At 58.8% G+C, this 24,970-nt stretch carries 24 protein-coding genes and 2 pseudogenes; 16 read left to right on the top strand and 10 right to left on the bottom strand.

What is annotated here, in order from left to right:
- The first annotated feature begins 1 nt into the window (after position 1).
- The 5 genes and pseudogenes from AC1DX6_RS25660 to AC1DX6_RS25680 all read left to right on the top strand — a co-directional run.
- A complete protein-coding gene (locus tag AC1DX6_RS25660) occupies positions 2-802 on the top strand; it encodes an ABC transporter permease (protein ID WP_477318517.1) in 801 nt (266 codons plus the stop codon).
- 107 nt (positions 803-909) lie between these two features.
- The gene (locus AC1DX6_RS25665; RefSeq protein ID WP_477318519.1) at positions 910-1,548 is read left to right on the top strand and encodes a malonic semialdehyde reductase; all 639 of its coding nucleotides are present in this window, start codon (positions 910-912) and stop codon (positions 1,546-1,548) included.
- A gap of 94 nt (positions 1,549-1,642) precedes the next feature.
- Positions 1,643-1,789, top strand: a pseudogene (locus AC1DX6_RS25670) (sugar phosphate isomerase/epimerase); the annotation flags it as partial.
- A gap of 917 nt (positions 1,790-2,706) precedes the next feature.
- Positions 2,707-2,883, top strand: coding sequence for a hypothetical protein (locus AC1DX6_RS25675; protein ID WP_477318521.1), 177 nt, complete (start codon positions 2,707-2,709; stop codon positions 2,881-2,883).
- A 240-nt stretch (positions 2,884-3,123) separates the two neighbouring features.
- Positions 3,124-3,366 (top strand): annotated as a pseudogene (locus tag AC1DX6_RS25680) (dihydrofolate reductase family protein); the annotation flags it as partial.
- Positions 3,367-3,430: 64 nt separating this feature from the next.
- On the opposite strand, the gene AC1DX6_RS25685 reads toward AC1DX6_RS25680, so the two are convergent.
- On the bottom strand, positions 3,431-4,501 hold the full coding sequence (locus AC1DX6_RS25685; protein ID WP_477318523.1) for a porin: 1,071 nt from the start codon (positions 4,499-4,501) through the stop codon (positions 3,431-3,433).
- 612 nt (positions 4,502-5,113) lie between these two features.
- On the opposite strand from AC1DX6_RS25685, the gene AC1DX6_RS25690 reads away from it, so the two are divergent.
- On the top strand, positions 5,114-6,334 hold the full coding sequence (locus AC1DX6_RS25690) for a mandelate racemase/muconate lactonizing enzyme family protein (RefSeq protein ID WP_477318525.1): 1,221 nt from the start codon (positions 5,114-5,116) through the stop codon (positions 6,332-6,334).
- On the opposite strand, the gene AC1DX6_RS25695 is transcribed toward AC1DX6_RS25690, so the two are convergent.
- Positions 6,298-6,579 (bottom strand): hypothetical protein, encoded by a 282-nt coding sequence (locus tag AC1DX6_RS25695; RefSeq protein WP_477318527.1) that lies wholly within the window; start codon positions 6,577-6,579, stop codon positions 6,298-6,300. The two genes, AC1DX6_RS25690 and AC1DX6_RS25695, sit on opposite strands and share 37 nt — an antisense overlap.
- A gap of 45 nt (positions 6,580-6,624) precedes the next feature.
- Between AC1DX6_RS25695 and AC1DX6_RS25700 the strand changes: the two genes are divergently transcribed.
- The 6 genes from AC1DX6_RS25700 (at position 6,625) to AC1DX6_RS25725 (ending at position 12,624) form a co-directional block, all read left to right on the top strand.
- Positions 6,625-7,350: an NAD(P)-dependent oxidoreductase gene (locus AC1DX6_RS25700; RefSeq protein WP_477318529.1), complete on the top strand. Its 726-nt coding sequence runs from the start codon at positions 6,625-6,627 to the stop codon at positions 7,348-7,350.
- A gap of 75 nt (positions 7,351-7,425) precedes the next feature.
- Positions 7,426-8,979, top strand: coding sequence for an ABC transporter substrate-binding protein (locus AC1DX6_RS25705; RefSeq protein WP_477318531.1), 1,554 nt, complete (start codon positions 7,426-7,428; stop codon positions 8,977-8,979).
- A 19-nt stretch (positions 8,980-8,998) separates the two neighbouring features.
- Complete coding sequence (locus tag AC1DX6_RS25710; protein ID WP_477318533.1) at positions 8,999-9,958, top strand: ABC transporter permease; 960 nt, start codon at positions 8,999-9,001, stop codon at positions 9,956-9,958.
- Positions 9,955-10,902, top strand: a complete 948-nt coding sequence (locus AC1DX6_RS25715) for an ABC transporter permease (RefSeq protein WP_477318535.1) — start codon at positions 9,955-9,957, stop codon at positions 10,900-10,902. The genes AC1DX6_RS25710 and AC1DX6_RS25715 overlap by 4 nt, the downstream gene beginning before the upstream one ends.
- The gene (locus tag AC1DX6_RS25720) at positions 10,899-11,786 is read left to right on the top strand and encodes an ABC transporter ATP-binding protein (protein WP_477318537.1); all 888 of its coding nucleotides are present in this window, start codon (positions 10,899-10,901) and stop codon (positions 11,784-11,786) included. The genes AC1DX6_RS25715 and AC1DX6_RS25720 overlap by 4 nt, the downstream gene beginning before the upstream one ends.
- Positions 11,787-11,802: 16 nt before the next feature.
- Entirely contained in the window at positions 11,803-12,624 is an 822-nt protein-coding gene (locus tag AC1DX6_RS25725) for an ATP-binding cassette domain-containing protein (RefSeq protein WP_477318539.1), read from the top strand.
- A gap of 68 nt (positions 12,625-12,692) precedes the next feature.
- On the opposite strand, the gene AC1DX6_RS25730 is transcribed toward AC1DX6_RS25725, so the two are convergent.
- Entirely contained in the window at positions 12,693-13,514 is an 822-nt protein-coding gene (locus AC1DX6_RS25730; protein ID WP_477318541.1) for an NAD-dependent epimerase/dehydratase family protein, read from the bottom strand.
- Positions 13,515-13,637: 123 nt separating this feature from the next.
- Between AC1DX6_RS25730 and AC1DX6_RS25735 the strand changes: the two genes are divergently transcribed.
- Positions 13,638-14,666, top strand: coding sequence for an aldose epimerase family protein (locus tag AC1DX6_RS25735; RefSeq protein WP_477318543.1), 1,029 nt, complete (start codon positions 13,638-13,640; stop codon positions 14,664-14,666).
- Between the two features lie 34 nt (positions 14,667-14,700).
- On the opposite strand, the gene AC1DX6_RS25740 is transcribed toward AC1DX6_RS25735, so the two are convergent.
- Together AC1DX6_RS25740 and AC1DX6_RS25745 are read right to left on the bottom strand one after the other, a co-directional pair.
- Positions 14,701-15,420, bottom strand: a complete 720-nt coding sequence (locus AC1DX6_RS25740) for a FadR/GntR family transcriptional regulator (protein WP_477318545.1) — start codon at positions 15,418-15,420, stop codon at positions 14,701-14,703.
- Between the two features lie 12 nt (positions 15,421-15,432).
- The gene (locus AC1DX6_RS25745) at positions 15,433-16,149 is read right to left on the bottom strand and encodes a ribonuclease activity regulator RraA (protein WP_477318547.1); all 717 of its coding nucleotides are present in this window, start codon (positions 16,147-16,149) and stop codon (positions 15,433-15,435) included.
- A gap of 342 nt (positions 16,150-16,491) precedes the next feature.
- On the opposite strand from AC1DX6_RS25745, the gene AC1DX6_RS25750 reads away from it, so the two are divergent.
- The 3 genes from AC1DX6_RS25750 to AC1DX6_RS25760 all read left to right on the top strand — a co-directional run bounded on the left by AC1DX6_RS25750 (position 16,492) and on the right by AC1DX6_RS25760 (position 18,121).
- Positions 16,492-16,623 (top strand): hypothetical protein, encoded by a 132-nt coding sequence (locus AC1DX6_RS25750; protein ID WP_477318549.1) that lies wholly within the window; start codon positions 16,492-16,494, stop codon positions 16,621-16,623.
- A 166-nt stretch (positions 16,624-16,789) separates the two neighbouring features.
- Positions 16,790-17,014, top strand: a complete 225-nt coding sequence (locus AC1DX6_RS25755; RefSeq protein WP_477318551.1) for a phosphate acyltransferase — start codon at positions 16,790-16,792, stop codon at positions 17,012-17,014.
- Positions 17,015-17,254: 240 nt separating this feature from the next.
- On the top strand, positions 17,255-18,121 hold the full coding sequence (locus AC1DX6_RS25760; RefSeq protein ID WP_477318553.1) for an SMP-30/gluconolactonase/LRE family protein: 867 nt from the start codon (positions 17,255-17,257) through the stop codon (positions 18,119-18,121).
- Positions 18,122-18,446: 325 nt separating this feature from the next.
- On the opposite strand, the gene AC1DX6_RS25765 is transcribed toward AC1DX6_RS25760, so the two are convergent.
- From AC1DX6_RS25765 to AC1DX6_RS25785, 5 genes are all read right to left on the bottom strand, one after another.
- Entirely contained in the window at positions 18,447-19,487 is a 1,041-nt protein-coding gene (locus tag AC1DX6_RS25765) for an ABC transporter ATP-binding protein (protein WP_477318555.1), read from the bottom strand.
- A 42-nt stretch (positions 19,488-19,529) separates the two neighbouring features.
- Complete coding sequence (locus tag AC1DX6_RS25770) at positions 19,530-21,587, bottom strand: alpha-amylase family protein (RefSeq protein WP_477318557.1); 2,058 nt, start codon at positions 21,585-21,587, stop codon at positions 19,530-19,532.
- A 105-nt stretch (positions 21,588-21,692) separates the two neighbouring features.
- Positions 21,693-23,000, bottom strand: a complete 1,308-nt coding sequence (locus tag AC1DX6_RS25775) for an ABC transporter substrate-binding protein (protein ID WP_477318559.1) — start codon at positions 22,998-23,000, stop codon at positions 21,693-21,695.
- 60 nt (positions 23,001-23,060) lie between these two features.
- Positions 23,061-23,942: a carbohydrate ABC transporter permease gene (locus AC1DX6_RS25780; RefSeq protein WP_477318561.1), complete on the bottom strand. Its 882-nt coding sequence runs from the start codon at positions 23,940-23,942 to the stop codon at positions 23,061-23,063.
- Positions 23,942-24,916, bottom strand: coding sequence for a carbohydrate ABC transporter permease (locus AC1DX6_RS25785; protein WP_477318563.1), 975 nt, complete (start codon positions 24,914-24,916; stop codon positions 23,942-23,944). Before AC1DX6_RS25785 ends, AC1DX6_RS25780 begins: the two co-directional genes overlap by 1 nt.
- Positions 24,917-24,970: the final 54 nt, after the last annotated feature.

Consider the following 24,970-nt stretch of genomic DNA (forward strand, 5'->3'; position numbering starts at 1 on the left):
GATGCTGGACAGTACGCGCATCTGGCTTTGGGGCGCCCGGCTCGCAGGAGCGCTGGTGCTGGGCTTCCTGCTGTTGCCGATCTTCGCTATCGTACCACTGTCGTTCAATGGCGGGTCGATCCTCGCCTATCCGCTGCAGGGCCTGTCGCTCAAATGGTATGCCGCAGTCGTCTCGACGCCGCGCTGGCTCCATGCCGTCGGCAACTCGCTGGTCGTGGCGGTCTCGACGGTTGCCATCGCGACGCCGCTCGGCACGCTCGCCGCGCTCGGCCTTGATCGTATCCAGTTCGCCGGCAAGTCCTTGCTGATGGCGCTGTTGATCTCGCCGATGATCGTGCCGGTCATCATCACCGCGATCGGTGTCTATTTCTTCTTCGCGCCGCTTGGTCTGGCAAATAACCTCGTCGGGCTGGTGCTGGCCCATGCGGTGATCGCGGTGCCGCTGGTCCTGGTCACCGTCAATGCTTCGGTGAGCCAGCTGGACAAGGGCCTGCTCAGGGCGGCCGAGAGTCTCGGCGCGCCGCCCTTGACCACCTTCCGCCAGATCACTATCCCGCTCATCCTGCCGGGCATCGTGTCCGGCACTATCTTTGCATTCGCCGCGTCCTTCGACGAAGTGGTGATCGCCCTGATGATCACCGGTCCCGGCCAGAAGACCTTGCCGCGGGAGCTTCTGAGCGGAACCCGGGAGAATCTCGACCCCACCGTGCTGGCGGTCGCCAGCATTCTGATCGCCATCTCGGCGGGCCTGCTGTTGCTGCTGACGCTTGTTCAGCACCATTCGGCGAAGCAGGTCGGTTAAAGTGCTGACGAACAACGAGCAGCTTCCCGGCTTCGAGCACGCCGCCTTCGGGACAACGCTATTCAGGCGTCGAGGTCGCGTTGAAATCAGGCGTGCGGTGCTTGCCAATGCCGCCATTGATTGAGCCTGATGACATCGGACCCGACGAGCCAACGGCCTTGCCCGCCGTCGATCGGAAAGCCCTTGATATCGCCTTCACAAAGGCGCGGACCCACAAGGCGTGGCATGACCGACCGGTCAGCGTCTCCACCCTGCAGGCCATCTACGAAACCGCGCGCCTTGGCCCGACCAGCCTCAATTGCGCACCTCAGCGCATCGTCTTTCTTGCCAGTCAGGCCGCCAAGCAGCGCTTGATGCCGGCGTTGGATGAAGGCAATCGGCAGAAGTCGATGTCGGCGCCTGTCGTCGCGATCTTCGCTTACGACACTCGGTTCTACGAGTTCATGCCAAAGCTGGCGCCGCATCTTGACGCGAGGGAATGGACGGCACTGCCGGCGGAAGCGCTCAAGAGAGCCGCGTTCCGCAACGCGACGCTGCAGGCTGCCTATTTCATGATCGCGGCCCGAATGCACGGCGTTGACTGCGGCCCCATGTCGGGATTCGACAACGAAATGGTTGATCGCGAGTTCCTGACGAAAGGTCGCTGGCATTCCAACTTCCTGTGCAACCTCGGCCATGGAGATCCCCTGCGGCTACGCCCTCGCGCCGCCAGGCTGGATTTCGACGAGGCGTGTCTCGTCCTCTAGTGCTCAGCTCCATCGCAAGTGGACTGGCGCTGACGTCTCGTGTGTGGGCACGACCCTTTCGCTCGGCTATCGCCCATCGGCGACGGCGAGGTTGGTCGAGGAGCGTACCGGTGTGCCGCCCACATCGGGTGAACTGGACACAGTCGCACGGATCATGACCGCGGCCGCCAAGCACGCCAAATCGCGCGGGGTCGAACTCGGCATCGAGGCGGTCAACCGTTACGAGAATCACATCATCGATCTTGCGTTTGCGCGCGGCTATCTCCCGCGAGGTCTGTGCGCTGTCGGAACCAGTCCGGGCAGGAGATCGGTATCGACGGTTGCGTGCATATCGACGGCCTCCTCCTCGATTCCGATCTTCGCACAGTCGATACCAAGGGCAGGGCGCTCCCTGCCTTCGCCGGCGGTATCGTCCCGGGGGCTACGTCTTCCTTCACTCCAGATTTCCAGGTTCATACGCCGCTCCCAGTCAGCGTTCGACGGTCGGCGTCCAGAGGCCAGCGGCGCATTCTGGTAGGACAACGATGCTCACGCCGTCCATCGCCGCCGTCTTGGAGAGAGCGATCGTCTTGAGTTGTTGTGCATAACCGGCATAGTGACCGGCCGAACCCCGGAACAATGTATCGACACCCACCCACCCTTCAGGCAGATTGGGAGGGCGTCCAATTTGCGGCGGACCAGGCCCCAAAAGCCTCCCAGGAGCGCGGCCGCGATCGACAATCGCTTCGTCGTCATGGCGAGCATCAGGATCGCGGCCGCAATCACCCCGAACCAGCCCCATTCCGGAAACAGAATTCCGGCCGCCGTGATAGGATACCCCCACCCGAAAATGCCGAAGGGGGGATACTCATTACGACCGCTCGAGCGCGTAGCGCTGCGCCCGTCCCGACCCCTCGCTCGACGTCCGGAGCCCGGCGTGGACTGCGACGAAGGCCAGCGACGCAGCGAACCAAAGAGCGATGCCAACCGCAAACTGCGAGCCGTAGAAATTCGCGAGGCCCCTGCGTCAGGCCGCGAGAGACGGCAAAAAAGTACCCCTGCAGACACACGCGCCTTGTCCTCGCAGGATTGGTCCTGGTCGCGGTATCGGTTTCCCTTGTCCGACATGCTCGGCGACCGGGGCGTGTTCCGAAAGGTTCGCGGTTCTGGGTGCGGCATATGACGACGGGCGTTTCGCTCATCCTGTTCAGCGCGGCGCTGGCCTACAGTCTGACCGGCTTTGCGATGCCCGAGCATTCTCGCTCGCTCGCGTTCCCCCTGGAGCGCGGTCATTTCATGTTCGCACAGGGCGGTGGCATCGGCTTGCCGCCTTTTGGATCGGGCGCCAGACGATGAGCTGCTCGTAGCAGCTCAGCTGCGCAACCTTCACACCCTCGACATTAACGACCGAAATGGCAAAGATATGCACCCTCGCCTCGCTGCCCTGTCCCGACCCAGGCGACCCAAGGCTGCCACATGGAAATAGGCACCGGCATGCGCTCACGTTAGAGGACCTTGCTGCCTCGGTGGTGATCCGCATCATAACGTTGTCATAGCCATCCTGGTCGACGACGGCGGCCGGCGATGACAGTCACCGAAGGGAAGCTAGAGAGGCGCAGCGACATCGACGATCTTGTCACGGAGCTGCGAGATCTCAGCGACGAAGATGTCTGGGTTCTCGGCGGAGGGAAATTGCAGATGGCTTTCATCGAGCGACGCGCGCTGGACGAAATCGAGATCTATGTGATGCCGGAACTCATAGGCGGTGGAAGACCACTCTTTCCCTGTACCGGTTTTCGGACGGCTCTGCGTTTGCTTCATCGCCGCCTGAACCGGTAGGATCCGATGACGACCCGCAGCACCAGGCTACGGGTCGTCTCCCGAAAGTCTTCAGAGCGATAGATCAGAACGACCGCTGGAAGCGGACAATACCGCCGAACGCGTCGGAGCTGCTGATATCGAAATTATCGAAATAATCGACTTCAGCGGTGATCGTGTATCCCGGGACGATGCTGTAGGCGACGTTCGCCGCGACTGCAAAGTCCTTCTCGTCGGTGTAGGAAACCTGGGCGTTGAGCGAGACCTTCTTGGTGACCTTGTAGGTGCCGCCACCCCAAACCGCAAAGTTCCCGGTCCACGGCTTGTAGAAGTTCTTGGCGACATTGTTGTCGCTACCATATCCCGCCATCGCGAAGAACGTTAGGTCCTCGGTTGCATTAAGGTCAAGCCGGACCTTGCCGGCCCACTCTTCCCAGTTGCTGTTGTAGGCGCCGACCGCGGTGATCGCACCCCAGTCGCCCTTGTACTTCACACCGCCGACGACATGCGGGACGTAGCTGTCAATCGTATCGGCTGCACCGGAACCCTCCTCGAGTGAAGCCACTGCCGAGAGGCCGTTGCCGGCGTCGAAATAGTAGCTGATCAGGTTGGTATTTTTGATGCCGTAAGGGATGATCGAGTCCTGGATGACGCTGCCCGCGTAGCCGATAAAGGTGTCGTAGGCCGTTTCGTCCTTGCCGACACGCAGGCCGCCAAGCTGGATCCAAGCGAAATTCAGAGTATTGCTGGTGGTTGTTCCGTCAACGGTCAGGTCGGTATTGCCGAAGTTGAAACGCACGTCCGCGTATGTCTTGAGTGTGCCGAGTTCAGTTTCTTGGCCGGTCCACATCTTAAGCGAGAAGCGGGCGTTTTTCTTCCAGGTGTTTTGGTCTTCACCTGTCATACGGTCCGTTGCAGACCTGCCATCGTTCGCGCGCCCCCCATCGCCGAAGCTCGCGTCATAGCGCACGAAACCACCCAGGCGCAGACAGGTTTCGGTGCCGGGAATGTAGACGTAACCAGCGCCGTAGAGATCGCAGATCCTCACGTATTCGGCCGTTTCCGGTTCGGCGATCGCAACCGTATCGGCTGCGTGCACTCCCGATGCGGTGAGTACGGCTGCAGCGGATACGAGCAATGCTCCCTTAAAGTTCATTCTTGGACCCTCCAGTGAATAATTAGTGATAACAACATATAACAAAAATAGACAACTTGGACGATTGTCAATACGCTCAGGGCAAGGTAGATGCCGAAAATGGGTGGGATTGTGGTCCGAAAATGTGCATATAGCTCCATAAGATGTCATAAGTTATGACAACGCGTCGCTTTCGCGCCTTGCGCCCTAACGAAGGGGACACAATCGCCGCCGCGCAAGGGTTTACCGTCGCTGAAGCTTTCCGAGAGCTTCAGCAAATGCACGCAGTCGTTTGAGGAGAATTGTCCGGATGTCGCCGCCCGGTCTGCCCGGGTCGAAGAAATCGCGCAATTCCACACGTTGGCCGGAGAAGCGGATTTGGAGGACACGGTTACGTCGACGCTGTTTGTGCCCCATGTGCCCATCGGTGAGGGTTGCCGGCTTATGAATTACGTGCCGATGGTCAGATCAACATGCCTTTTTATGTCCAAATTCGTAAAGACTTGTTATTTCTGGGCGCGGTCGCTATGGTGCATTTCCGGCGGGAGGCTAGGTCCAGGTCATTAGCATGGGCAGCATGACGGAGAGTATTGAAGGGCTTGCGGCTCCCCATCCGCAACAAGGGAAGAGAATATGAAGATCACTGGCGTTCGTACTTTTCTCATGCAGGCGGGGCTTTCCCGATCAGGTAAGCCCTCCAAGACCCCTGCAGGTGAGGAGGCGGGTCGGGATCAGAAGCTCCCGGGCAGCCGTAATTGGCTTTTCATCAAGATCGAGACGGATGCCGGCATCTATGGCGTTGGCGAGGGGTCGGGTTGGCCGCGGGTCATCGAGCGGGCGATCGAGGACCTTGCCCCGCTTCTCATAGGGGAGGACCCGACCCACATCGAGCGCATTCAGCAAAAGCTCATCGTTGCCATGATGGGTCACGGCTTGCTTGGCACGGTGGGGGGCGGGGCGCTTACAGCCATCGATTTCGCGCTCTGGGACATCAAGGGCAAGACGCTTGGCGTTCCGGTGTGGAACCTGCTCGGCGGCAAAGTCCGCGATCGGGTTCAGATCTATACCCATGCCAATAACGCGGAATTTGCCCTTTTGGCGCGGGACAAGGGGTTCAAGACGGTCAAGTGCAGCGGGCTGGACGATCCGGTCCGCAAGGTGGAGACGATCCGCGATGCCGTCGGCATGGATGTCGACATCGCGATCGACATGCACGGGGCGCCGTGGTGGACGCCGATCGATGCGGCGCGGGTGGCGCGGGCGCTCGAGCCGTACAATTTGCTTTGGATCGAAGATCCGGTGTCGCCTGACAATTTCGATGGTTTCCGGCTTATCCGCGATACGGCCGCGGTGCCCATCGCCTCGGGCGAGCGTGTCGCAGGAATATTCGGGGAGCGCGAGCTCATCGAGCGCAACCTGGTGGACGTTATCCAGCCCGACGGCGGACGGGCCGGCGGCATCACGCAGATGAGGAAGATCGCCGCCATGGCGGAAGCCCACCATATCATGGTGGCGCCCCATTCCGGCACTCTGGGTCCGGTCGCCGAATATGGCTCGTTGCACCTGATGGCGTCGATCCCAAATGCGCTGATGCTTGAACGGATGGAAAACGATTGGGAGGGGCGCCGCGAGACAGTCGTGCCGCACCCCATTCAGGTCGATGGCTTCCTGGCCGTGCCGGATGCGCCGGGCCTGGGCTGCGACATCAACGAAGAGTTCATCGCCCGCTACCCGAGCCACGGGAATGTCGCCGAGCCGATCCCGACAGAGGCCGATGCGGCGGGCGGCCACGGGCGGCTTTACGTGCAGACACGTCTTCAGCGCAACAGGCTGTTCAATCGGGGAGAGCAATGAACGTTGCGCCAACGCAGGCAGGCGCCCGTTCCATCCGGAGCGTACTGTGCACTTTGCCGTTCGGACCCGAGCAGATCGAGCAGATCCGTGCCGCTTTTGAGCCGGCGGAATTCATCCATTGCCAGTCGAGCGATGCCGCCGCTATCGCCGCCGCTCTCGACGATGTCGATGTCGCTGTTATTGCGGGCGATCTCGACGACCGTTATGTAGCGGCCCCCAATCTCAAATGGGTCCACTGCGATCACTCGGGCCTGACGAAGTCGGCGCGCCCGGATGTCTTTGCGAAGGGTTTGATCGTCACCGGCGCGGCGGGCCGCTCCGCTTCGGCCCTTGCCCAGCACGGGTTTTATTTCGCGCTCGCGCTGACTTTCGACGCCCCCGGCCTGCTTGCCGATCAGGCAAGGCACGTTTGGCGGGGCAATCCCGACTACGGCAAGAAGGTCGGCCTCGCCGGCAAGACCCTCGGCATCGTTGGCCTGGGGAACACCGGGCGCGAGATGGCGGCGCTCGGCAAGGCCTTCCAGATGAGGGTCGTCGCCTATACGCGCAGCGTGCAGCAAAAGCCCGCTAACGTCGATGAACTGCTGTGCGCCGAGCGCGAGGACCAGCTCGACACGCTGATCGACGCTGCCGATGTCATCATGCTCGCCACGCAGCTGTCCGACGACACCTACCACATGTTCGGTGCGGCCCAGCTCAAGCGGATGCGCAAGTCCGCCTTCATCATCAACATGGCGCGCGGTCCCGTCATCGATGAAGCGGCTTTGGTTTCGGCCCTCAAGGCGGGGGAAATAGCCGGAGCCGGGCTCGACGTGTTCACCCAGGAACCTTTGCCGAAAGACGACCCGATCTGGGATGCGCCCAATGTCATCATCACGCCGCACCAAACTCCGGTGCAGCCCGACCGAACTCAGCGGTCCATCGTCATGATCGTCGCCAATGCCGAGCGCTACCGCGCCGGCCAGCCATTGCTGAATGCTCTGTCCCAGCGGGATATTTTTACCCCTCGAACGTAGCTGAAGGCGGCGTCCTCGCTTAGCTCCTGGGCCTGGTTCGTCTCTACCAAAGCAGGAGGTCGATAGGAGGATCGAATGAAAGTCTACTCTCGTCTTGTCGCGGTCGGGATCGTCGCTGCAGCAATGGCCGGCATGGCAACCGCCGCGCTCACGGCGCCGACGGATCGCGGCATCACCGTTGCCCTGGCCGTCGAGCTGGATTCGCTCGATGCGTGCGATACGCAGCCCGCCCAGAACGCCAATATCGCGCGTGGCAATATCTACCAGTCCCTTACCCATGTGAGCCCCGTCAATGGCAAAGTCGAACCCTTGCTGGCGCTGTCCTGGAAGGAGGTGGACGACGTCACCTGGGAATTCAAGCTGCGGCCCGACGTGAAGTTTCACGACGGCAGCCCGTTCACGGCGGAAGTGGCCGCCGCCAACATCAATCGCAGCCAGCCCGGGTTTAAGATTGGCGATAAGGAAATCGCCTGCCTGAATGTCGTTCAGTTCCCGGAAGCCGTGAAAGCCGAGGCGGTCGATGAGCTGACTCTGCGTGTCAAGACCCCGAAAGCCGATCCGATTCTGCCGCTTCGGCTCACCTATGCCGACATCGGCAACCTCGCAACCCAGCAGACCGTCGAGAAGACCCTTAAGCCGGTGGGCACCGGTCCATACAAGTTCGTCGATCGTATCCAGGGCGAGACCGTACGCCTGACCCGCTTCGACGGCTATTGGGGCGAGGCTCCCGAGGTAAAGGACGTCGCCTATGTCTACCGTGCCGAGGCCTCTGTCCGGGGTGGCATGATCGAAACCGGCGAGGCTCAGCTTGCGACCGCCATCAGTGCGCAGGACGCCACGGACGACGGCCGCACGGTTACCTACAAGGACAACCGCATCGTCATCGCACGCCCCAATTCCTTCAAGGAACCCTTCATCGACGATCGGGTGCGGCAAGCAGTTTCGCACGCGATCGACCGCGCCACCATTGTGCCGACGCTGATGGGGATTGGCGGCAATCCATGGTTTCAGATGCTCGGGCCGCAGGTTAACGGCTACATTCCCGGCTTTGACGATACCGAGGCGTTGCGCTACGATCCGGAAAAGGCCAAGGCGCTGATCGCCGCCGCCAAGGCTGACGGTCATCCCGTCGAAACCGAATTCGTTATCGTCACCCGTCCCGATCTCTTCCCCGGCTCTGACGAAGTGGTTCAGGCGATTGCAGCCAATCTCGAGGCCGTGGGTCTGCATCCACGCATCCTCAGCCTCGAGAACACCGCCTGGCGCGTCTACCTGCGGCAGCCTTTCCCGGAAGGCCAGGAAGGCAGCATTGTGATGCTCTCGCATGACAATACGTCCGGTGACGCCTCGTTCAGCTTCTCGGGCAATTACGCGACCTGCAAAGGCCGCAACTCGGCCACCTGCAACGAAGAAATCGATCGTCTCGTCTTCGCCGCCGATGCCGCGGTGGGGGATAAGCGGGCTAGTCTTTACCAGCAGGCAGCGCGTATCATGTATCTCGAAGAGAGCTCCATGATCGGCATCGCCGAGCAGGTTCGTCTGATGATGCTTGGCCAAGGCCTCGAATACCAGCCCAACCCCCTGTCCGGTATCGAGATCCGGATCGCTGACATCAAGTTCAGCAGCTGATCTGAACCAAAACTCTTGGGTGCCCGGCTTCACGGGCACCCATCCACCAGGAGTTCATGCTGTGCTAACCTTCGTCCGCAGACGCCTGCTGTCGGGCCTCATCACCATCCTGGGTGTCGTGGTTCTCGTCTTCTTCCTCGCGAGGCTGACCGGATCGCCCGTCGACCTGTTCTTTCCGGAGGGTGCGTCGCCTGCCCAACTCGATTCCTTCAGTCGGGCATATGGGCTCGACCGGCCGCTGATAGAGCAGTTGTGGATATTCCTGTCGAACGCGGTGCGCGGCGATTTCGGCATGTCGATCTGGCAGCAGCGCCCAGCGCTTCAGATCGCGCTCAGCGAGATGCCTGCCACCCTCCTGCTGACCCTCTTGGCGATGACCGTCTCCGTCGTCATCGCTGTCATCCTCGGCATCGCCGCCGCCGCGTTCCGATTCCGCCTTGCCGATCGCATCATCACCATCGTGACGCTAATCACGGGCAGCATTCCAGCCTTTTGGTTTGCGATGGTCAGCATCCTGGTGTTCGCAATCCTTTATCGCTTGGTGCCGACGTCGGGCGCAGGCAGTTGGAAATCATGGATCCTGCCGGTGGCGACCGTCAGCCTCGGTCCAATCGGCATCCTCACCCAGATCACGCGCGGGGCGATGATCGAGGTCTTGAGTTCCGGCTTCGTGCGCAATGCGCGGGCGCGCGGCTTCGGTTCGACGCGCATTCTCTATCGCCACGCGCTCCGCAATGCCGCCTTGCCGATCATTGCCGTCGCCGGCGATATCGCCGCCAGCATGGTCAATGGCGCTGTGATCGTCAGCGTGGTGTTCGCCTTTCCCGGCATTGGGAAGGCAATTATCGGAGCGGTGCTCGCGCGCGACTTCCCGGTCCTGCAGGCATGCATTGTCGTGGTCGGTGTTGCGGTAGTGCTGCTCAATCTCCTCATCGACTTGGTCTATGTGGTCGTGGACCCGCGGGTGCGACTGTCATGAAACCCGAGATCAACATGCCGCCATCCCTTGGTCAGAAGACGAGATCCTGGTTCGAGCGCAGCGAGCGTTGGCAAATGTTCACGGCCTCGCCGATGGTCATCGCTTCGACAATCTGGCTCGCGATCATCGTGCTGGTTGCCCTTGTCGGTCCGCCCCTTGTCGCCGAGAAGGCCAATCTGCAGGATCTGAGCCTGCGCTTCTTCCCGCCCTTTCAGCTCCGGCAAGGGATCGAGTTCATCCTCGGCGCCGACAGCCTGGGCCGGCCGCTTCTCCTGCAGTTGGTGTTGGGCGCGCGGACGTCGATGATCATCGCGTTATTCGCAGTCGGGGGCTCTTCGCTGATTGGGTACGCCATTGGTCTTGTCGCAGGCTATTTCGGCGGCTGGGTGGACAATGCACTGCTCCGCATCGCCGATATCCTCCACACCGTCCCCTCGATACTGCTCGCCCTGGTGGTGCTCTTTATCCTTCAGCCCAGCATCCTGAACGTCATCATCGTTCTCGGCATCACGCGCATTCCGGTCTATCTGCGGACAGCGCGCGCCCAAACCGTCGAAATAAAGGAACGGACGTTCGTTGAAGTGGCAAGGTCCATGGGGGCTTCCCACTGGCGCATCATGACGCGAGAGATCGCGCCCCTGGTCTTCCCGACGATCCGCACGCTGGCAGTGCTCGAGGTTGCCATGGTAATTCTGGCCGCCGCCAGCCTCACATTCCTTGGCATCGGCCTGCAGCGACCCGACGTGGACTGGGGAATGATGGTGGCCGACGGCAAGGCCTACCTCAAGACGGCTTGGTTCGTGGCGATATTCCCCGGGTTCGTCATCGTTCTCACCGCCCTCTCCGCCAGCATTCTTTCAAACTGGCTCCGGGCGGTTGAGGACCCCACGCAGAACATCCTCTTTGCGCGAAAGCCAAAAACCGACAAAGGCAAAAGCCAATGAGCGCGCTTCTCGAAATCTCAGGTCTGAACGTCACGTTCGAGACCCGATTCAAAAGCGTATCGGCAGTCCGCGACGTAACGTTTTCCGTCCGGCAGGGAGAGTCCGTCGCCCTGGTCGGGGCAAGCGGCTCTGGAAAAACCGTGCTGGGACGATCCATATTGGGCTTGGTCGATGAACCTGGCGTTGTCCACGGCAGCATCATGTTCGACGGCAAACAGGTCGTGGGTCGAAGCGAAGAGGCCCTTCGTGAAATACGGGGCGTGGGTGTCGCAATGGTGTTCCAGGACGCCCTCGACGGCCTCAACCCGGTCTATTCGGTGGGGTCGCAGCTCAAGGAAATCCTGACTGTGCGTCTGGGACAGCCGAGCGGTCAGGCAAAAGCGCACGCAATCGAGCTCATGCGTCAGGTCGGCATTCGCGAGCCGGAGACCCGCTACCACGATTACCCGCATCAATTCTCCGGCGGTATGCGGCAGCGCATCTGCATCGCGCTTGCCGTTGGAATGAAGCCCAAATTGCTGATCGCCGACGAACCGACCACCGCTCTGGACGTCACCGTTCAGGCCGGAATTCTGGATCTGCTCAAATCGCTCCAGAACGATACCGGGATGGGCCTGGTCTTCGTGACGCATGACCTCGCAGTCGCGCGCCAGGTTTCGGACAGGATGGTGGTCATGTATGACGGCCAGATCGTCGAGGAAGGGGCAACGGAGACGATATTCCTCAACCCTCGACATGCCTACACGCGCGCGTTGCTGTCGGCGCATCCAGGGCGCGCGAAAAGCTGGCGCGACCTCCAGCCGATCCCCGAAGAGTTCGTGACCGACGGTCCCGGGGGCGGTTCTAGGACCACTTCGCTCAAAGAGCCGGTCCTTATCGTTTGATTGATTGGATACGAAGATGATCGCCACATCAACGACAGCGCCCCTTCTCGAGATTCGTGACCTCTACAAGTCTTTTGGTCCGCGCGGCAAAAACAAGCACGGTCCCGTGATCGCCGTTGGCGGCATCAGTTTCTCGCTCGAGGCCGGCGAGTGCCTTGCGATTGTCGGCGAATCCGGCTCGGGCAAGTCCACCTTGGCGCGCACGCTGCTGCGGCTCGTTCAGCCCGACAGCGGTGCAGTCCTTTTCAAGGGTCTCGATCTGGTCGGGCTTTCGTCAGGCCAGATGCGGAATCAGCGTCGTCATCTGGCGATGGTTTTCCAAGATCCCTACGCCTCCCTGCATCCGCGCAAAACTGTCGCCGAACTCATTTCGGAGCCTTGGGAAATCCATGCTGGCGCCGTTGGCAAGGCAGAGAGGCCTGCTCGCATCGGCGAATTGCTCAAGCAGGTGAACCTGCCTCAACACCTCGCCGCAAGCTACCCAAATCAGCTTTCGGGCGGTCAGCGCCAGCGTATCGCTATTGCGCGTGCCTTGGCTCTGCAACCGGAGATCCTGATCCTGGACGAGCCGGTTTCCGCGCTCGACGTTTCGGTTCAGGCGCAGGTGATCCAGGTTCTCATGTCGCTGCAGGAGCGGCTGAACCTTGCCTATATCTTCATATCGCATGACCTTGCCCTCGTGCGGCTGGTCGCCACGAAAGTTGCCGTCATGCACCGGGGTGTCTTCGTTGAAGCGGGGAGGACCGAGGACATTTTCCCTAATCCTCAGCACGACTACACCCGTGCCTTGCTGGCCTCGTCCCCCGCGCTGCACGAACACGCCACGGACGCCGCATAAGGAGAGGTCCCCGGCCAGTCGCATCGGCGTTCGGAGCGAAGCCCCGCCGTCCCTCGGCTCGCGCCTGTCTATCGTCGTCTGATGCCCCCCCGATGCCCCGCCGCCGCGAAGCGTCCGCCTTGGAAATGCTGGGCAATGCCGTTCTCGTCATCCTGCGCGAGCGCGGCGGGAGCATGGTCGGCGATGATGTCGCACGGACGATAACCGAGCTTCGCCGCGGCGGCATTATCCCACCACGAGCCGCCGCCGCCCGATACGCCGAAAACTGTCGTGGCATCGACATCTGGGTGGGTCAGACCCAAAAGCGTGAGCTGACACATGTCGGCCGGGCTCAACCAGACCTCGAGAGCGCGCCTTGTCCGGGGATGGGCGGCCGCATTGCCGATCCGCACGATGAGGCTGCGAATGCCGTATTTGTCATAATACAGCCCGGCAACGAGCTCGCCCCAGCACTTGGACAGACCATAAAGCCCATCGGGACGCATTGGTGAATCAGGGGAGACCACGACGTCGCGCGGGTAATAGCCAACCGCATGGTTGCTGGACCCGAGAACGACGCGGGGAACACCGGCTGCCCGAGCCGCCTCGTAAACGTTTGTCGTCCCCGCTACGTTGACGCGCAGAATGTCCTCAAGCGGCGCCTCCTTGGGGATGCCCGCAAGATGAACCACCCCGTCCAACCCGGCAAAAGCGTCGCGAAGTCCACCCACGTCCTGGAGATCCAGCCTGAGGAATATCTCGTTATCCGCCAGGGTCGAGGGCTCCAACAGGTCGAGGATCGCGATGGAGCCGACAAGGGGGGCCAGTTCTCGCCTCAGCGCCGATCCCACCCGTCCCGATCCGCCGACGATGGCAAGCTTGAGCGTGCTGCGCTCCCTGGCTTCCGGCATGCTGTACCTCTTGGATCCGCAAATATTCGCTGCCTAGTAGTGTCAAATATGTCAAGAATTGTAAATTACCATTCGGCATTTCGCATGCCTCCAAGTAAGAATGGTTTGAAAAGTAAGGGCGCCATGACTGACGATGAGGGTTTCATTATCCAACGCGGCGGGATCACCATCGAGGTGATCGAATACGGAGCGTGCCTGAGGCGATGCCTCGTCCCGGATCGGAGGGGCCAGACCGTCGACGTGGCGCCCGGATTCGACCGCGCCGCCGACTATAGGCAGCGTGGCGGGACGATGGGGGCCGTCCTGGGGCGGTATGGAAACCGCATTGGCCACGGCCGAATAGAAATCGGCGGCAGGATCTTTCATCTGTCCCGGAACGACGGCGAGCACACGATGCACGGTGGCAAAGGCCATTTCGGCACCCGCCACTGGCACGGCGAGCGTCAAGGCAGCGACGCTGTAATCCTGACGCTTAAGAGCGAGGATGGAGACCAGGGGTGGCCAGGGCAGTTGCGCGCGCAAGTCACATACTCCCTAACCGACGACGCGGCTCTTTCGATCGAGATGTCGGCGGTGTGCGACGCGGACACGTATATCAACATGATCTTCCACGGCTACTGGAACCTGGCGGGGCACCAATCGGGACCTGTGACAGGCCATGTGATGAAGGTTGCCGCCGATGCCTATACCCCCAAGGGAAAAGACGGCCTGCCAACGGGACGCTTACTGTCCGTCGCCGCGACACCTTTCGACTTCAGGGAGGCGACGGCCATCGGGCGGAACATCGACCGGACCGGGTCTGGCTATGCGCATAATCTGTGCCTGAGAAACCACGCCAACGGCCGCCTCGCTCCCGCGGCATGCTTGCTCGACCCCGAAAGCGGCCGTGCCTTCGCACTCAGCACCGATCAACCCGGCGTACAGGTATTCACAGCCAATTCATGGTCGGGCCTGTCGGGCAAGGACGGCGCGGCCTACAAGGCCCATGCTGCGGTTGCCCTTGAAACCCAGCAGTTCCCTAATACGCCCAACACTCCATCATTCCGACCTCGGCTTACACGAGCAGGGGCGGTATATAGCCACCGAATGTTCGTGCGCTTTTTTGCGTTGGAGGAGGATCAATATGCCAGTTTCTTCAGCGAAGCGATCTGACAGCTTACGGTACGAATCTTTTTCTCAGAGCCGCTCAAGTCCCATCGAACATACGACTGCGGGCATTTATGATGTGGGCTTTCATGCTCTCGAACGCTTCGTCCGCATCTTGCCGGCGGATGGCCTCGATGATCCGCTCATGCTCGGTTTGAACCGCGGTGAGTTGCGCCAGAGGGCGGCGCAGACTTAGGCTACGGGTAACGTTCATACCAGCGATGATATGGGAGTGCAGCGAAGTCTGGATGGAGACATGATATTGATTGTGCGTGGCACGCGCGATTTCGTCATGGAGAGTACCGTCTTCCTCTGCCCCCAAATGGCCCTCGACGATACACTTGTCGAGTGCTTGCATCGCTGCGGCTAACCGTTCCAGGTCGCTATCCTCGCGCCGCAGTGCCGCAAGCGCTGCGGCCGCAGGCTCTAACCCGGCCCGGAACTCAAAGCAGCGCTGGATGTCGGCCAGCGACCCCACAGGAACCAGTTGGAGGACATCTGCTTCGGGCCGTCGCTTGACGTAGGAACCCGAGCCTTGGCGGGAAATTATCAGCCCGTCGTCTCTCAAACGCTGTAAAGCTTCACGCACCACTGGGCGGGAAGCCTCAAAACGCTCAGAAAATTCTTGTTCCGTAGGGAGACGCGTGTTGATAGGGAATGTGCCGGTCGCTATCATATCGACGATGCGGTCGTAGACGATCCCACTCAATCTACCGGCGATGGCTTCTCGAGTTGTCGTCTGCGTTACTGAAGCCGGCATGGCTGCTCCTTCTTACCGTCCAGCCTTTAGCCTCCAGGAGGCGAACTCCTTAAGTGCTTCCGGGCCTGGCGGATAAATGCCAAAAATGGACGAACCCTCAACAACTTTATCATATACGAAGTCCTCGAACACGGTCTGTTCGAATGCTTCCTCAGCAATTTCGCGAGCGAGATGAAGCGGAATAACGACAACACCCTCGCCATCTCCGACCAGAATGTCGCCAGGGAATACCGCAACGTCTCCACACCCGATGGGAACATTCACGTCGATGGCGTGATGCCGGATCAGATTAGTTGGAGCTGCCGGGGCGGCATGGTAGGCAGGAAAAGGCAGCGTAGCGATATCGGGAGTGTCGCGGAAACCCCCATCGGTGACAACACCTGCGGCCCCGCGCTTGAATAGTCGAGTTATAAGGATGCCCCCCGCCGAGGCGGCAGAGTGGTCTTTTCTGCTGTCAATGACGAACACATGCCCAGGCGGGCACTCCTCCACGCCTTTGCGCTGAGGGTGTTCCCGATCCTCGAAGGCGCTGATGATATCCAGGTCTTCGCGCGCCGGAATGTATCGCAGGGTGTAGGCAGGGCCTACCATCCGAGGCGCCTTCGAATTGATAATGCCGACACCCGAAATGAAAGTGTTTCGGAACCCGCGCTTGAACAGTGCGGTCGTCAGCGTCGCCGTCGATATCGTCATCAGCATGGCGCGTATGCCGTCATCATAGGGAGGCATCAGGATCTCCTCTTAAACAATTGAAAAGGGCCGACCTCTGCACAAGCCGTAGCAGCGCAGATGAGACCTTTCAAACTTAGCTGTATGAATTTGTCAAGACTTGTCATTTGTATAAGATGGCAGCCGGCGTCAAAGGTGCAAGGTATGTCGTTTTGTAGGGTTAGGTCCCGCGCATCGTGGAAACCACGTGGGCACTGCGTGAACCACGACCAGCGCCGACCTCCTAAGCTTCAACTGGATCAAAGGAAGGCGCTCATGAGTACGCATCGGGCGCAAGGGGGTGACGCTGGACACGGCGCGGACCATCGTGCGCACCAATAGCACTGTCATCGGGCGTTGGCGGTGAAGCGCGGCGAGGCGGACGCGCTGATCTGCGGGCTGCAGGGCCGGTTCATCAAGCATGCCCCCGATATCCAGTCGGTGATCGGGCTGGCCGAGGATTCCCAGCAGCTCTGGCCCTGTCCATGCTTGTGATGAGCCGCGGCGTGTTCTTTCCTCGCCGATACCTATGTCGATATCGATCCAAGCGCCGATGAGATCGTCTCGAGCACGCTGCAGGCGCGCGATCATCCCAAGCGCTTCAATGTCGACACCAAGGCGGCTTTGCTCCGCTATTCCAATTTCGACTCGCGCGACGGGGGTGACCAGCGAGAAGATGCGGCTGGTCTATCAGAAGCTAAAGGAGGCAGTGCCCGATCTGGTGGTGGATGGCGAGATGCAGGGAAATCTGGCGATCAACGCGGAACTGCACGAGCGCTATGTGCTCACGGGTGAGGCGAACCTGTTGATGTTCGCGAACCATGAGGCGGCGAACCTCGCCAGAACGCTGCTCCAGGAGTTCAACAATGCCTTGCCGGTGTCCTGACCCTGATGGGCACGCGGCCGCCGGCGCATATCTGGCTTCCTCGGTCACCAACCGCGGCATCGTCAATATGGCGGCGATCGCTGCGACGGAGGCGCTGGCACGGCCCTACTTGATGGGTGGTCACTATTTGTATATTTGTCAGTGATAAATATTGATAACTTCTGGGTTGGTTGCCATCGTCCCCGGCACGGGGAAGCGACCCGTTCGGCACGTCCCCACGAAACAACTGAAAGGACCAAGGTGGATTTCGTTAAGGTAGCGTCGAGCCATTGTCGGGTGGGCGAAAGCCTCGTTTGGAATGCCGAAGCCCAGCGGCTGCTTTGGTGTGACATCCATGTGGGCCGCGTCTACAGTCTGGACACAAGCTCCGGATCAATATCTGATTGGGTACTCCCAGAGAGAATTGGGTCGTTCGGCCTGACCGATGACGATCGACTGATCGTCGCACTGGTTTCGGGCGTCCATCTATTCCACCCAGCTACAGGTGAGCTGACTTTTCTGGTGGATCCAGAACCAGACGACGCGCCGAACCGACCTGTCAATCGACTCAACGACGGTAAAGTCGGCCCGGACGGCGCATTCTGGGTGGGAAGCATGCATGCCGACGGCTCCACCGCCGCGCTTTTCAGGGTCACTGCAGACGGTGGGGCCGAGGCCAAAGTTACGGGGCTGGGCACATCCAACGGGCTTGCCTTTTCTGCTGACGGAAGAACCATGTTTCACTCGGACTCCAAACAATGCTGGGTGGATAGGCACGATCTTGATCCAGGCACCGGCCGGCTCTCAAACCGTAAACGCATCGTTACGTTGAGTGAGGCGGAAGGGCGCCCGGATGGCGCCGCTGTCGACCTGGCGGGCCGTTACTGGAGTGCAGGCGTGTCGGCGGGGCGGCTGAACTGCTTTGATCGCGAGGGGACCCTTGTGACCAGCATGACTGTACCCCCAAGGCACCCAACGATGCCCTGCTTTGGAGGCGTGGATATGCGCACGCTCTATTTTACCAGTCTGCGGCGTCCCTACGAAGCGTCTGATGACTGTGGGGACGTGTTCTCAGTACGAGTGGATGTTCCCGGCGTCCCGGTACATCGGTTTCGCGCCATCCGCTGACCCTGCCTTGAATCTCTGTCCCGCAGCGAAGCCGGCCGAAGTGGCCCGACCATTGCGAGGGCATCCAGATTAATCAAGCCGATGCCAGAAGAGGAACGTGTTGCGAAATCCACGCTTGAACAAGGCTGTGGTTAGCGTAGCCGTTGAGATGGCAATCAACTTGGCGCGGAGGTGGCGCGACCCGTTCGTGCTGTAGCCCAACGCCAACGGGGCGTTCGCGATCCCGGCGTGCCGTGGAGCAAACTAAAATAACGAGCATCCACCGCTCGGCAGTAATCACTTTGATACTTCAAGTCGGTCGTGGGTGTTGAGGTCGAAGGGTATGTCAAGCCGCTCGCCGGCCGTCGGTGTCAAAGAGGTGTACATTGGTGGCCACCGGCGTAACGCGGATCGTTTCACCGGGCGATAGATGGATTCGTTCGCGGAAGAGTGCCGTCACATTTTGGGTGCCGATGCTTCCGATGACTTGCGTCTCCGACCCCATGGGCTCAATGACTGAGACGGTAAATGGAACTCCCGCGGGATCAACTCTGATATGTTCGGGTCGCACGCCATACGTCACCGCAGCCCGAGGTTCTCCGTGGTAAGGAAGGGCGATGCCATCGGAGGTCCTAAATCCGGCCGCCGTCAGCTCTCCTCTGATAAAATTCATTGCCGGGCTACCCATGAAGCCTGCAACAAATTCGTTCGCGGGGTTGTCGTACAGCTCAAGGGGCGTGCCGATTTGCTCGACGACACCGTCACGCAGAACGACGATCCGGTCGGCCATCGTCATCGCTTCGACCTGGTCGTGCGTCACGTACACCGTAGTCGTCTTGAGCCTTTGGTGCAGTTGCTTGATTTCCGCGCGCATTTGCACGCGCAGTTTCGCGTCAAGATTAGACAAAGGCTCATCGAATAGAAAGACAGATGGATCGCGAACGATCGCTCGTCCCATGGCCACACGTTGCCGCTGCCCTCCGGACAGTTGGCGAGGATACCGGCCAAGCAGCGAATTAAGCCCGAGAATTTCGGCTGCACCTTGAATGCGGCTGTCGATTTCGGCTTTCGACATCCTCCGCAGCTTCAGGGCGAACCCCATATTTTGCTGTACAGTCATATGCGGGTAAAGAGCGTAGTTTTGAAAGACCATGGCGATGTCTCGCTGTTTAGCGGGAAGTTCACTGACAACGCGGCCGCCAATAACCACGTCGCCAGCGCTGATTTCTTCCAATCCGGCGATCATCCTTAGAAGCGTGGATTTTCCGCAACCCGACGGGCCCACAAGGACAACAAACTCTCCATCGTCGATCGAAATGGATATGTTCTTCAGAACGTGAACGCTGCCGTAGTACTTTTCAGCACATTTAACTTCAAGGTTTGCCATGGTCTAACTTTCGTTGGGTGACATTTTTTTTGATGGGTGCGATCAACGCGAGGTCGGGACATAGATTACCTCGAACAGTTCCATGTCAGACAGTTCGATCTGCATGTAATCTCCTTCCAAACTAGTGTTTGGCACAGAGCGGGATTTCAAGAACTCGGGGGTACCAGCGCCGTTGCGAATGCGAATCATCCCGCCGGAAACTCGAACATGAGGTCCAAAAGACTTGCGACGTAAGCCGGACTGGTTGATGAGGTGAATGACGACACCTTTATCAATTCGGCCGACGATCATCTCCACCTGTTCGGGCAGGTCAGCCGTTACTTCCGTATTAATGAGGTCGTCAATCGCGCGCAGGAAATAGTCTCTGACCGTCGTTATGCCAAATTCATGATAAGTGCGACCTACCGCCCACGGGAACTGCAATACCGATCCCGCGCCGCTTGACAGGCGAGCCGCTCCTGGTTTCTCACTGCTTATATGGCCGTAACACTTCTCCGGCGGACCATATGGCGCTTGCGGAAGCAAGTTCCCTAGCTTTTCGGCCCAGGGTTTCCATACGAAACTTGCATAGCTACCAAAAACGGGCACGATTTGCCCTTCATACCTAAACTCGCGGCTGTTAAGTTGCGGTGTTTCTGCAATATAGGTTGCCCATAAATCCTTGCCGGATGTCGGGTTCTCGATCCGCATTACTGATGGTGCCGTGGCAAGCTCAACACCGCCATCCAGCGTCACCGCGCTATTGGCAGTCAGGACTATGTGGCCGCCGCCGACGGCAACATACGTGTCCAAGCAAGTTGCAGTTTCCACTCCGATGTCTCTAATGTCCGGTAGAATGACAAGAGTGTAGCGAGCGAGGTCACCTGTTTTTGCCATCCGCGCAATCCATTCGGCTCCGACCACGTCGAAAGGAATATGCTTTTCTTTCAGCGAGCTATAGATTCCACGGTACTCTGAAACTGCGTCCAGGTAATCGACTTCTGCCCTGCGCAATGGGTCGGGCCGCACCAACGCTATCTGCGAACCAGGCCGATAGGCGGCATAGATATGGCGGTTCGACTGGAAAAAATGCTGGATTTCGCTGGCTTGCCGCAAGTTAGGGTAGGGGATGCGGCCTGGCGCACCCATCAGGTAGGTCGAAGGGTTACCACCTCTTGCGATTGCTTGTAGCAAATATTGTGCAAAGTGCTCGGGTTGCTCTCCCGCCATCCGGTAGGGCATATCCACGAAGCACGTGGCGTTGACCAGGACCGCCGCCCCCGGAATTCCTGTCCGATACACGCTTACGGCTTCCGATGTGGCGTGATGCCAAAAATCACGTCCGAAAGCGTTGTTTGCCTCATAATAGATGAGAGGCGACTTTCGGCTCATGATCAGGCCTACGTCCTTATACCGCTCGTCGATATGCTTCGATATCTTGTCGACAAGAGCCTGGATTGTCTTCGCGGCAAAACGCAGCCAAAGCGAGTAGTTGCCATGTTGGGGACCGCCGGGAAGTTCTGTCCCATCAGCGTAGGCAGCAAAGGCTGCTTTGCATTTTTCGCAGTGACAAACCCCGTGGTAGACACGGCTATAATCCACCTCCGAGAATTTAAACCAGTTGATAAAAAGCCCCTTAATCGGATATCGGGAAATGACCTCATCGATGATATCTAGCGACCGCTCCTGATAATAATCTCCACAGGGACACGTGCTATAGAGAGTATTGTAAACTTGGTATTTGCCAGTTGGAGACTTGAAGAGCCACTCGGGATGTTCCTTGGCTATCCGGGAGGAAACTTTCGAGAAATCCATTCTCGCGAGAATCCTGATACTCCTCTTTCCCGCAGCCTTGCAGGCGTCACCGATGAGATCGCGTGAGGGCCTGTCAGCGAGGAACGACACCCGTGTCTGGAACGGAAGATCCGTTGGATAAAATGACTCGATGCCTCCGACGTTCAGAAGCCAGGTATCAGCTCCTTGGGCTTCGATGAAATCCAGAGTGTCCTCGACACTCATTGTGGCGTCAATCTCTTGGATGTTCGTCTGGATATTCGAAAACGGTTGATCCCACCACTTCTGCGCCCCCGAAGTGTCCTCGGTGGCAGTTTTGTCAAGCATACACTTTATCCCAATCAAGAACGTTGCGTGCGACGCCGCGACTGGCGGCTTCGCGAAAAGAAGTCCATGCCCGGTTGCGAGCAAGGACTTGGCTTTCGTTTCGCTTCACGCTCTTTTCAAAATGGCGTTCGCTTGCGAGATAAAATCCTGCGCAGCGTCTTTGACTGTAGAAGATCCGAAGCCAACGCTTTCGTTGACCCGGCGCATGAGGTCGGTCATCGCTCGCTGAGCACGATGTGTCTGGGGTTCTTTGTTTGCCTTAGGCAGTGCGTCTTGGCTGTATTTCAGAACCTTCTGGTCCGCCGCACTGAGATCTTGCATCTGAAGAACGGTCTCCAATGCAGGCCGCGACGCGGGAGGTCCGCTGATCAGCCCAAGAATCTTCGCCGATTCCGGGTCGGTCACAAACCAGTCGATAAGTTTCGCCGCAGCTTCTTTGTTTTGGCTACGAGCATTGATCGTAAGGGAACTTGACGGACGTGGATAATATCCGGGTCCGGTATCCGAGCTCGGTGACACGGGCGTCATCAGATTGAGTTCATCTTTGGTCAAAGCTTGGAACCCGCCTGCCAGGTCTTGTGATGTGATACGCGCAAACACAGCGGTACCACGAACAAGGGGAGCGTTTGGCCATTCGGTACCCGAAAACTGGGCTTGCAGGTCTGCGGGAACTGCTGCGCCGGTTTTGCGCATTTGATCCCAGATCTCGAGCCAAGCAGCTACATCATCGGCTGTGACCGCCAGTTGCTCACCATTGTAGATCTGGTGCCCTTGAGCAACAAGATACATCTGGAAGTCTTCGATCCGCGAAGCCATGTCGTGGCTCCCGTAGATCTTCTTGTCAGTCTTATGAATCTCGGCGCAAAACTTAGCAAATTCTGGATAGGTAAACTTTTCCGGCGGCGGTCCCATCTTGAGCCGATCGAGTGCTGTCTTGTTGTAGCAAAGGGCCTGAATGCTGACGGCGATCGGTATACCAAAGAGCTTGCCTTCCCTGTAGCCGAGCTGCAGAACCGGCTCATCAAATAGATTTGTCCGCAGAAGGTGAGGGGTATACCCTTGCAAGGGTTCAATGGCGCCTCGTCTTGCGTACTGACCAAAGTCATCATATCCCATGGTAATCACGTCCGGCGCGTTGCCGCCCGCGACCATGGCAGCGATCTTATCAGGCCAGCTATCGCTGGGGACGCCTTCGTAGACAACCTTTACCTGCGGATTGAGCTCCGCATAGCGTGCGATGGCTTTGCCTCGGATCGCAAGTTTTTCAGCATTGCCGAAGATGCCAAATCGAACGGTCTCGGCTGCGAAAGAGTATAGCGGGCCCATCGCAGCCAAGGCCATTCCTCCGCCGCCGGCAGCGAGAAACCGGCGTCGGTTCAGGGGCATCAAGAGAGAATTAGTTTTAGAGTTCATGGAAATTCCTCCTTCCTTTTCGGAATACTTCCCAGGTGTGGATTTGTGGCGGCGCCGAACCTAACCCTTCAGACCGGACGTGCTGATGCCCTCAACCAGACGACGCTGGAAGAAGAGGAAAACCGCAAACACCGGGATCATGCTAAGTACCGACATCGCGAGCAGTTGGCCGTAGGAACCACCGGACGAGTCGACCAACGAACGCAGACCTACGGGGACAGTGAGAATCTCGGGTGATGTCAGATAGATTAGCTGCGAGAAGAAGTCGTTGTACGTCCAAATGAATGTGAAAATGGTCGTAGTGATGATCGCCGGCTGCATCAGCGGAAAGATGATGCTTGCGAAAATTCTGAAGGTGCTGCAGCCGTCGACCCTCGCGGCTTCATCCAATTCCTTGGGAATTTTTCGAATGAACTGAACCATAAGGAAAATGAAGAAAGCGTCCGTCGCCAGAAATTTCGGAACGATCAGAGGCAGATATGTGTTCACCCAATCTAGATTCACGAACAAGACGTACTGCGGTATGAGCAACACGTGAGACGGCAGCATCAACGTCAATAGCATAATGCCGAAGAGTGCCCGCTTCATCGGAAACTCAAGACGAGCAAAAGCAAATGCCGTGAGCGAACAAGCCACGACATTCCCGATCACAGATCCAAGGCAAATTATGAATGAGTTGAGGAAGTAACGGGTGAAAGAAGGGCTCGTAGCAGTCCAACCGTCGACAAAGTTCGAGAAATTTATCGTGGTGGGTAAGGCGAGGGATCTCGAGAAAATCTCTTGGTCTGAACGGAACGACCCCAGAACCATCCACAACAACGGATAGATCATGAGCGTGGCGCCAGCGACCAAAATCGCGTAGGTTACCAGGCGTGAGGTTCTAAATCGCACCGGCCGTAGCGGGTGTTCCGAGGTGCGCACCGTTTCATCAACGATAGCCATTAATCTTTGTCTCCATAGAAGACCCAACGGCTGGATGCGACGAAGTTCAAGGCTGTGAATGCACCAATGATCAGCAGCAATATCCAACCCATCGCCGACGCGTACCCCATTCGGAAATTCATGAAACCTTCCTGATAGAGATACAGCGTGTAGAAGAGGGTGGAGTCCGCCGGTCCCCCACTTCCTCCACTCACGATGTAAGCCGAGGTGAACGCTTGGAAGGAATTTATAATTCCAAGGACCAGGTTGAAGAAGATGACAGGTGTCAGAAGAGGAAACGTCACGTTCCTGAATTTCTGCAAGGGACCTGCACCGTCGACCTCTGCAGCTTCATACAGCTCCCTTGGTACTTGCTGAAGGCCAGCAAGGAAGATCACCATGGCCGAACCGAACTGCCACACGTGCAGGAGAATGAGCGTATATAGCGCGTATCTTGGATCCGAAATCCAGTTTGCAGGCTCTATTCCTACCAACGAAACCAAGTCATTGATCGCGCCTTCGCGGCCGAAGAGTTGGCGCCACATGACCGCTACGGCGACGCTCCCGCCTAGGAGGGAGGGGAGATAGTAGATCGAGCGAAACAACCCGAGCGCCGCGACCTTTTGGTTCATTAGAACCGCGATCAGCAATGCGAATACGAGATTGAGAGGGACGCCGATCAACACGTAGGTAAAAGTCACTCGGAGAGCTCCGAGGTACCGCGGATCGCTTGTGAAAAGTTCGGCGTAGTTCTCGAGTCCAATCCAAGCAGGGGGCTGCAAGAGGTCAAAGTTGGTGAATGATAGATATAACGACGCGAGCAACGGCCCCGCAGTAAAAATCAGCACGCCACCAAACCACGGAAGCAAAAACAGATAGGCCTCGACCGCCTGTCGACGGCGCTCGCGTTTTCGAATGGGCGTAGTTGAATTCACAATGATAGCCTCCGGCTCCTCCCGCTCGCCTTTTTGAGGCGGGCATCCGGGTAGATGCATGATCGATAGCCAGCGCTTGGTGCTTAGGTCCGTCCGGACGACAATTTGCAAATA

The sequence above is a fragment of the Mesorhizobium sp. P2_C4 genome (assembly GCF_056404575.1).

What these genes read in the sequence shown, in the direction of transcription:
- AC1DX6_RS25660 (WP_477318517.1), top strand. Translation starts at nt 2, where the DNA reads ATGCTGGACAGTACGCGCATCTGGCTTTGGGGCGCCCGGCTCGCAGGA.
- AC1DX6_RS25665 (WP_477318519.1), top strand. Translation starts at nt 910, where the DNA reads ATGCCGCCATTGATTGAGCCTGATGACATCGGACCCGACGAGCCAACG.
- AC1DX6_RS25675 (WP_477318521.1), top strand. Translation starts at nt 2,707, where the DNA reads ATGACGACGGGCGTTTCGCTCATCCTGTTCAGCGCGGCGCTGGCCTAC.
- AC1DX6_RS25685 (WP_477318523.1), bottom strand. Translation starts at nt 4,501, where the DNA reads ATGAACTTTAAGGGAGCATTGCTCGTATCCGCTGCAGCCGTACTCACC.
- AC1DX6_RS25690 (WP_477318525.1), top strand. Translation starts at nt 5,114, where the DNA reads ATGAAGATCACTGGCGTTCGTACTTTTCTCATGCAGGCGGGGCTTTCC.
- AC1DX6_RS25705 (WP_477318531.1), top strand. Translation starts at nt 7,426, where the DNA reads ATGAAAGTCTACTCTCGTCTTGTCGCGGTCGGGATCGTCGCTGCAGCA.
- AC1DX6_RS25715 (WP_477318535.1), top strand. Translation starts at nt 9,955, where the DNA reads ATGAAACCCGAGATCAACATGCCGCCATCCCTTGGTCAGAAGACGAGA.
- AC1DX6_RS25720 (WP_477318537.1), top strand. Translation starts at nt 10,899, where the DNA reads ATGAGCGCGCTTCTCGAAATCTCAGGTCTGAACGTCACGTTCGAGACC.
- AC1DX6_RS25725 (WP_477318539.1), top strand. Translation starts at nt 11,803, where the DNA reads ATGATCGCCACATCAACGACAGCGCCCCTTCTCGAGATTCGTGACCTC.
- AC1DX6_RS25730 (WP_477318541.1), bottom strand. Translation starts at nt 13,514, where the DNA reads ATGCCGGAAGCCAGGGAGCGCAGCACGCTCAAGCTTGCCATCGTCGGC.
- AC1DX6_RS25735 (WP_477318543.1), top strand. Translation starts at nt 13,638, where the DNA reads ATGACTGACGATGAGGGTTTCATTATCCAACGCGGCGGGATCACCATC.
- AC1DX6_RS25740 (WP_477318545.1), bottom strand. Translation starts at nt 15,420, where the DNA reads ATGCCGGCTTCAGTAACGCAGACGACAACTCGAGAAGCCATCGCCGGT.
- AC1DX6_RS25745 (WP_477318547.1), bottom strand. Translation starts at nt 16,149, where the DNA reads ATGCCTCCCTATGATGACGGCATACGCGCCATGCTGATGACGATATCG.
- AC1DX6_RS25765 (WP_477318555.1), bottom strand. Translation starts at nt 19,487, where the DNA reads ATGGCAAACCTTGAAGTTAAATGTGCTGAAAAGTACTACGGCAGCGTT.
- AC1DX6_RS25770 (WP_477318557.1), bottom strand. Translation starts at nt 21,587, where the DNA reads ATGCTTGACAAAACTGCCACCGAGGACACTTCGGGGGCGCAGAAGTGG.
- AC1DX6_RS25775 (WP_477318559.1), bottom strand. Translation starts at nt 23,000, where the DNA reads ATGAACTCTAAAACTAATTCTCTCTTGATGCCCCTGAACCGACGCCGG.
- AC1DX6_RS25780 (WP_477318561.1), bottom strand. Translation starts at nt 23,942, where the DNA reads ATGGCTATCGTTGATGAAACGGTGCGCACCTCGGAACACCCGCTACGG.
- AC1DX6_RS25785 (WP_477318563.1), bottom strand. Translation starts at nt 24,916, where the DNA reads ATGCATCTACCCGGATGCCCGCCTCAAAAAGGCGAGCGGGAGGAGCCG.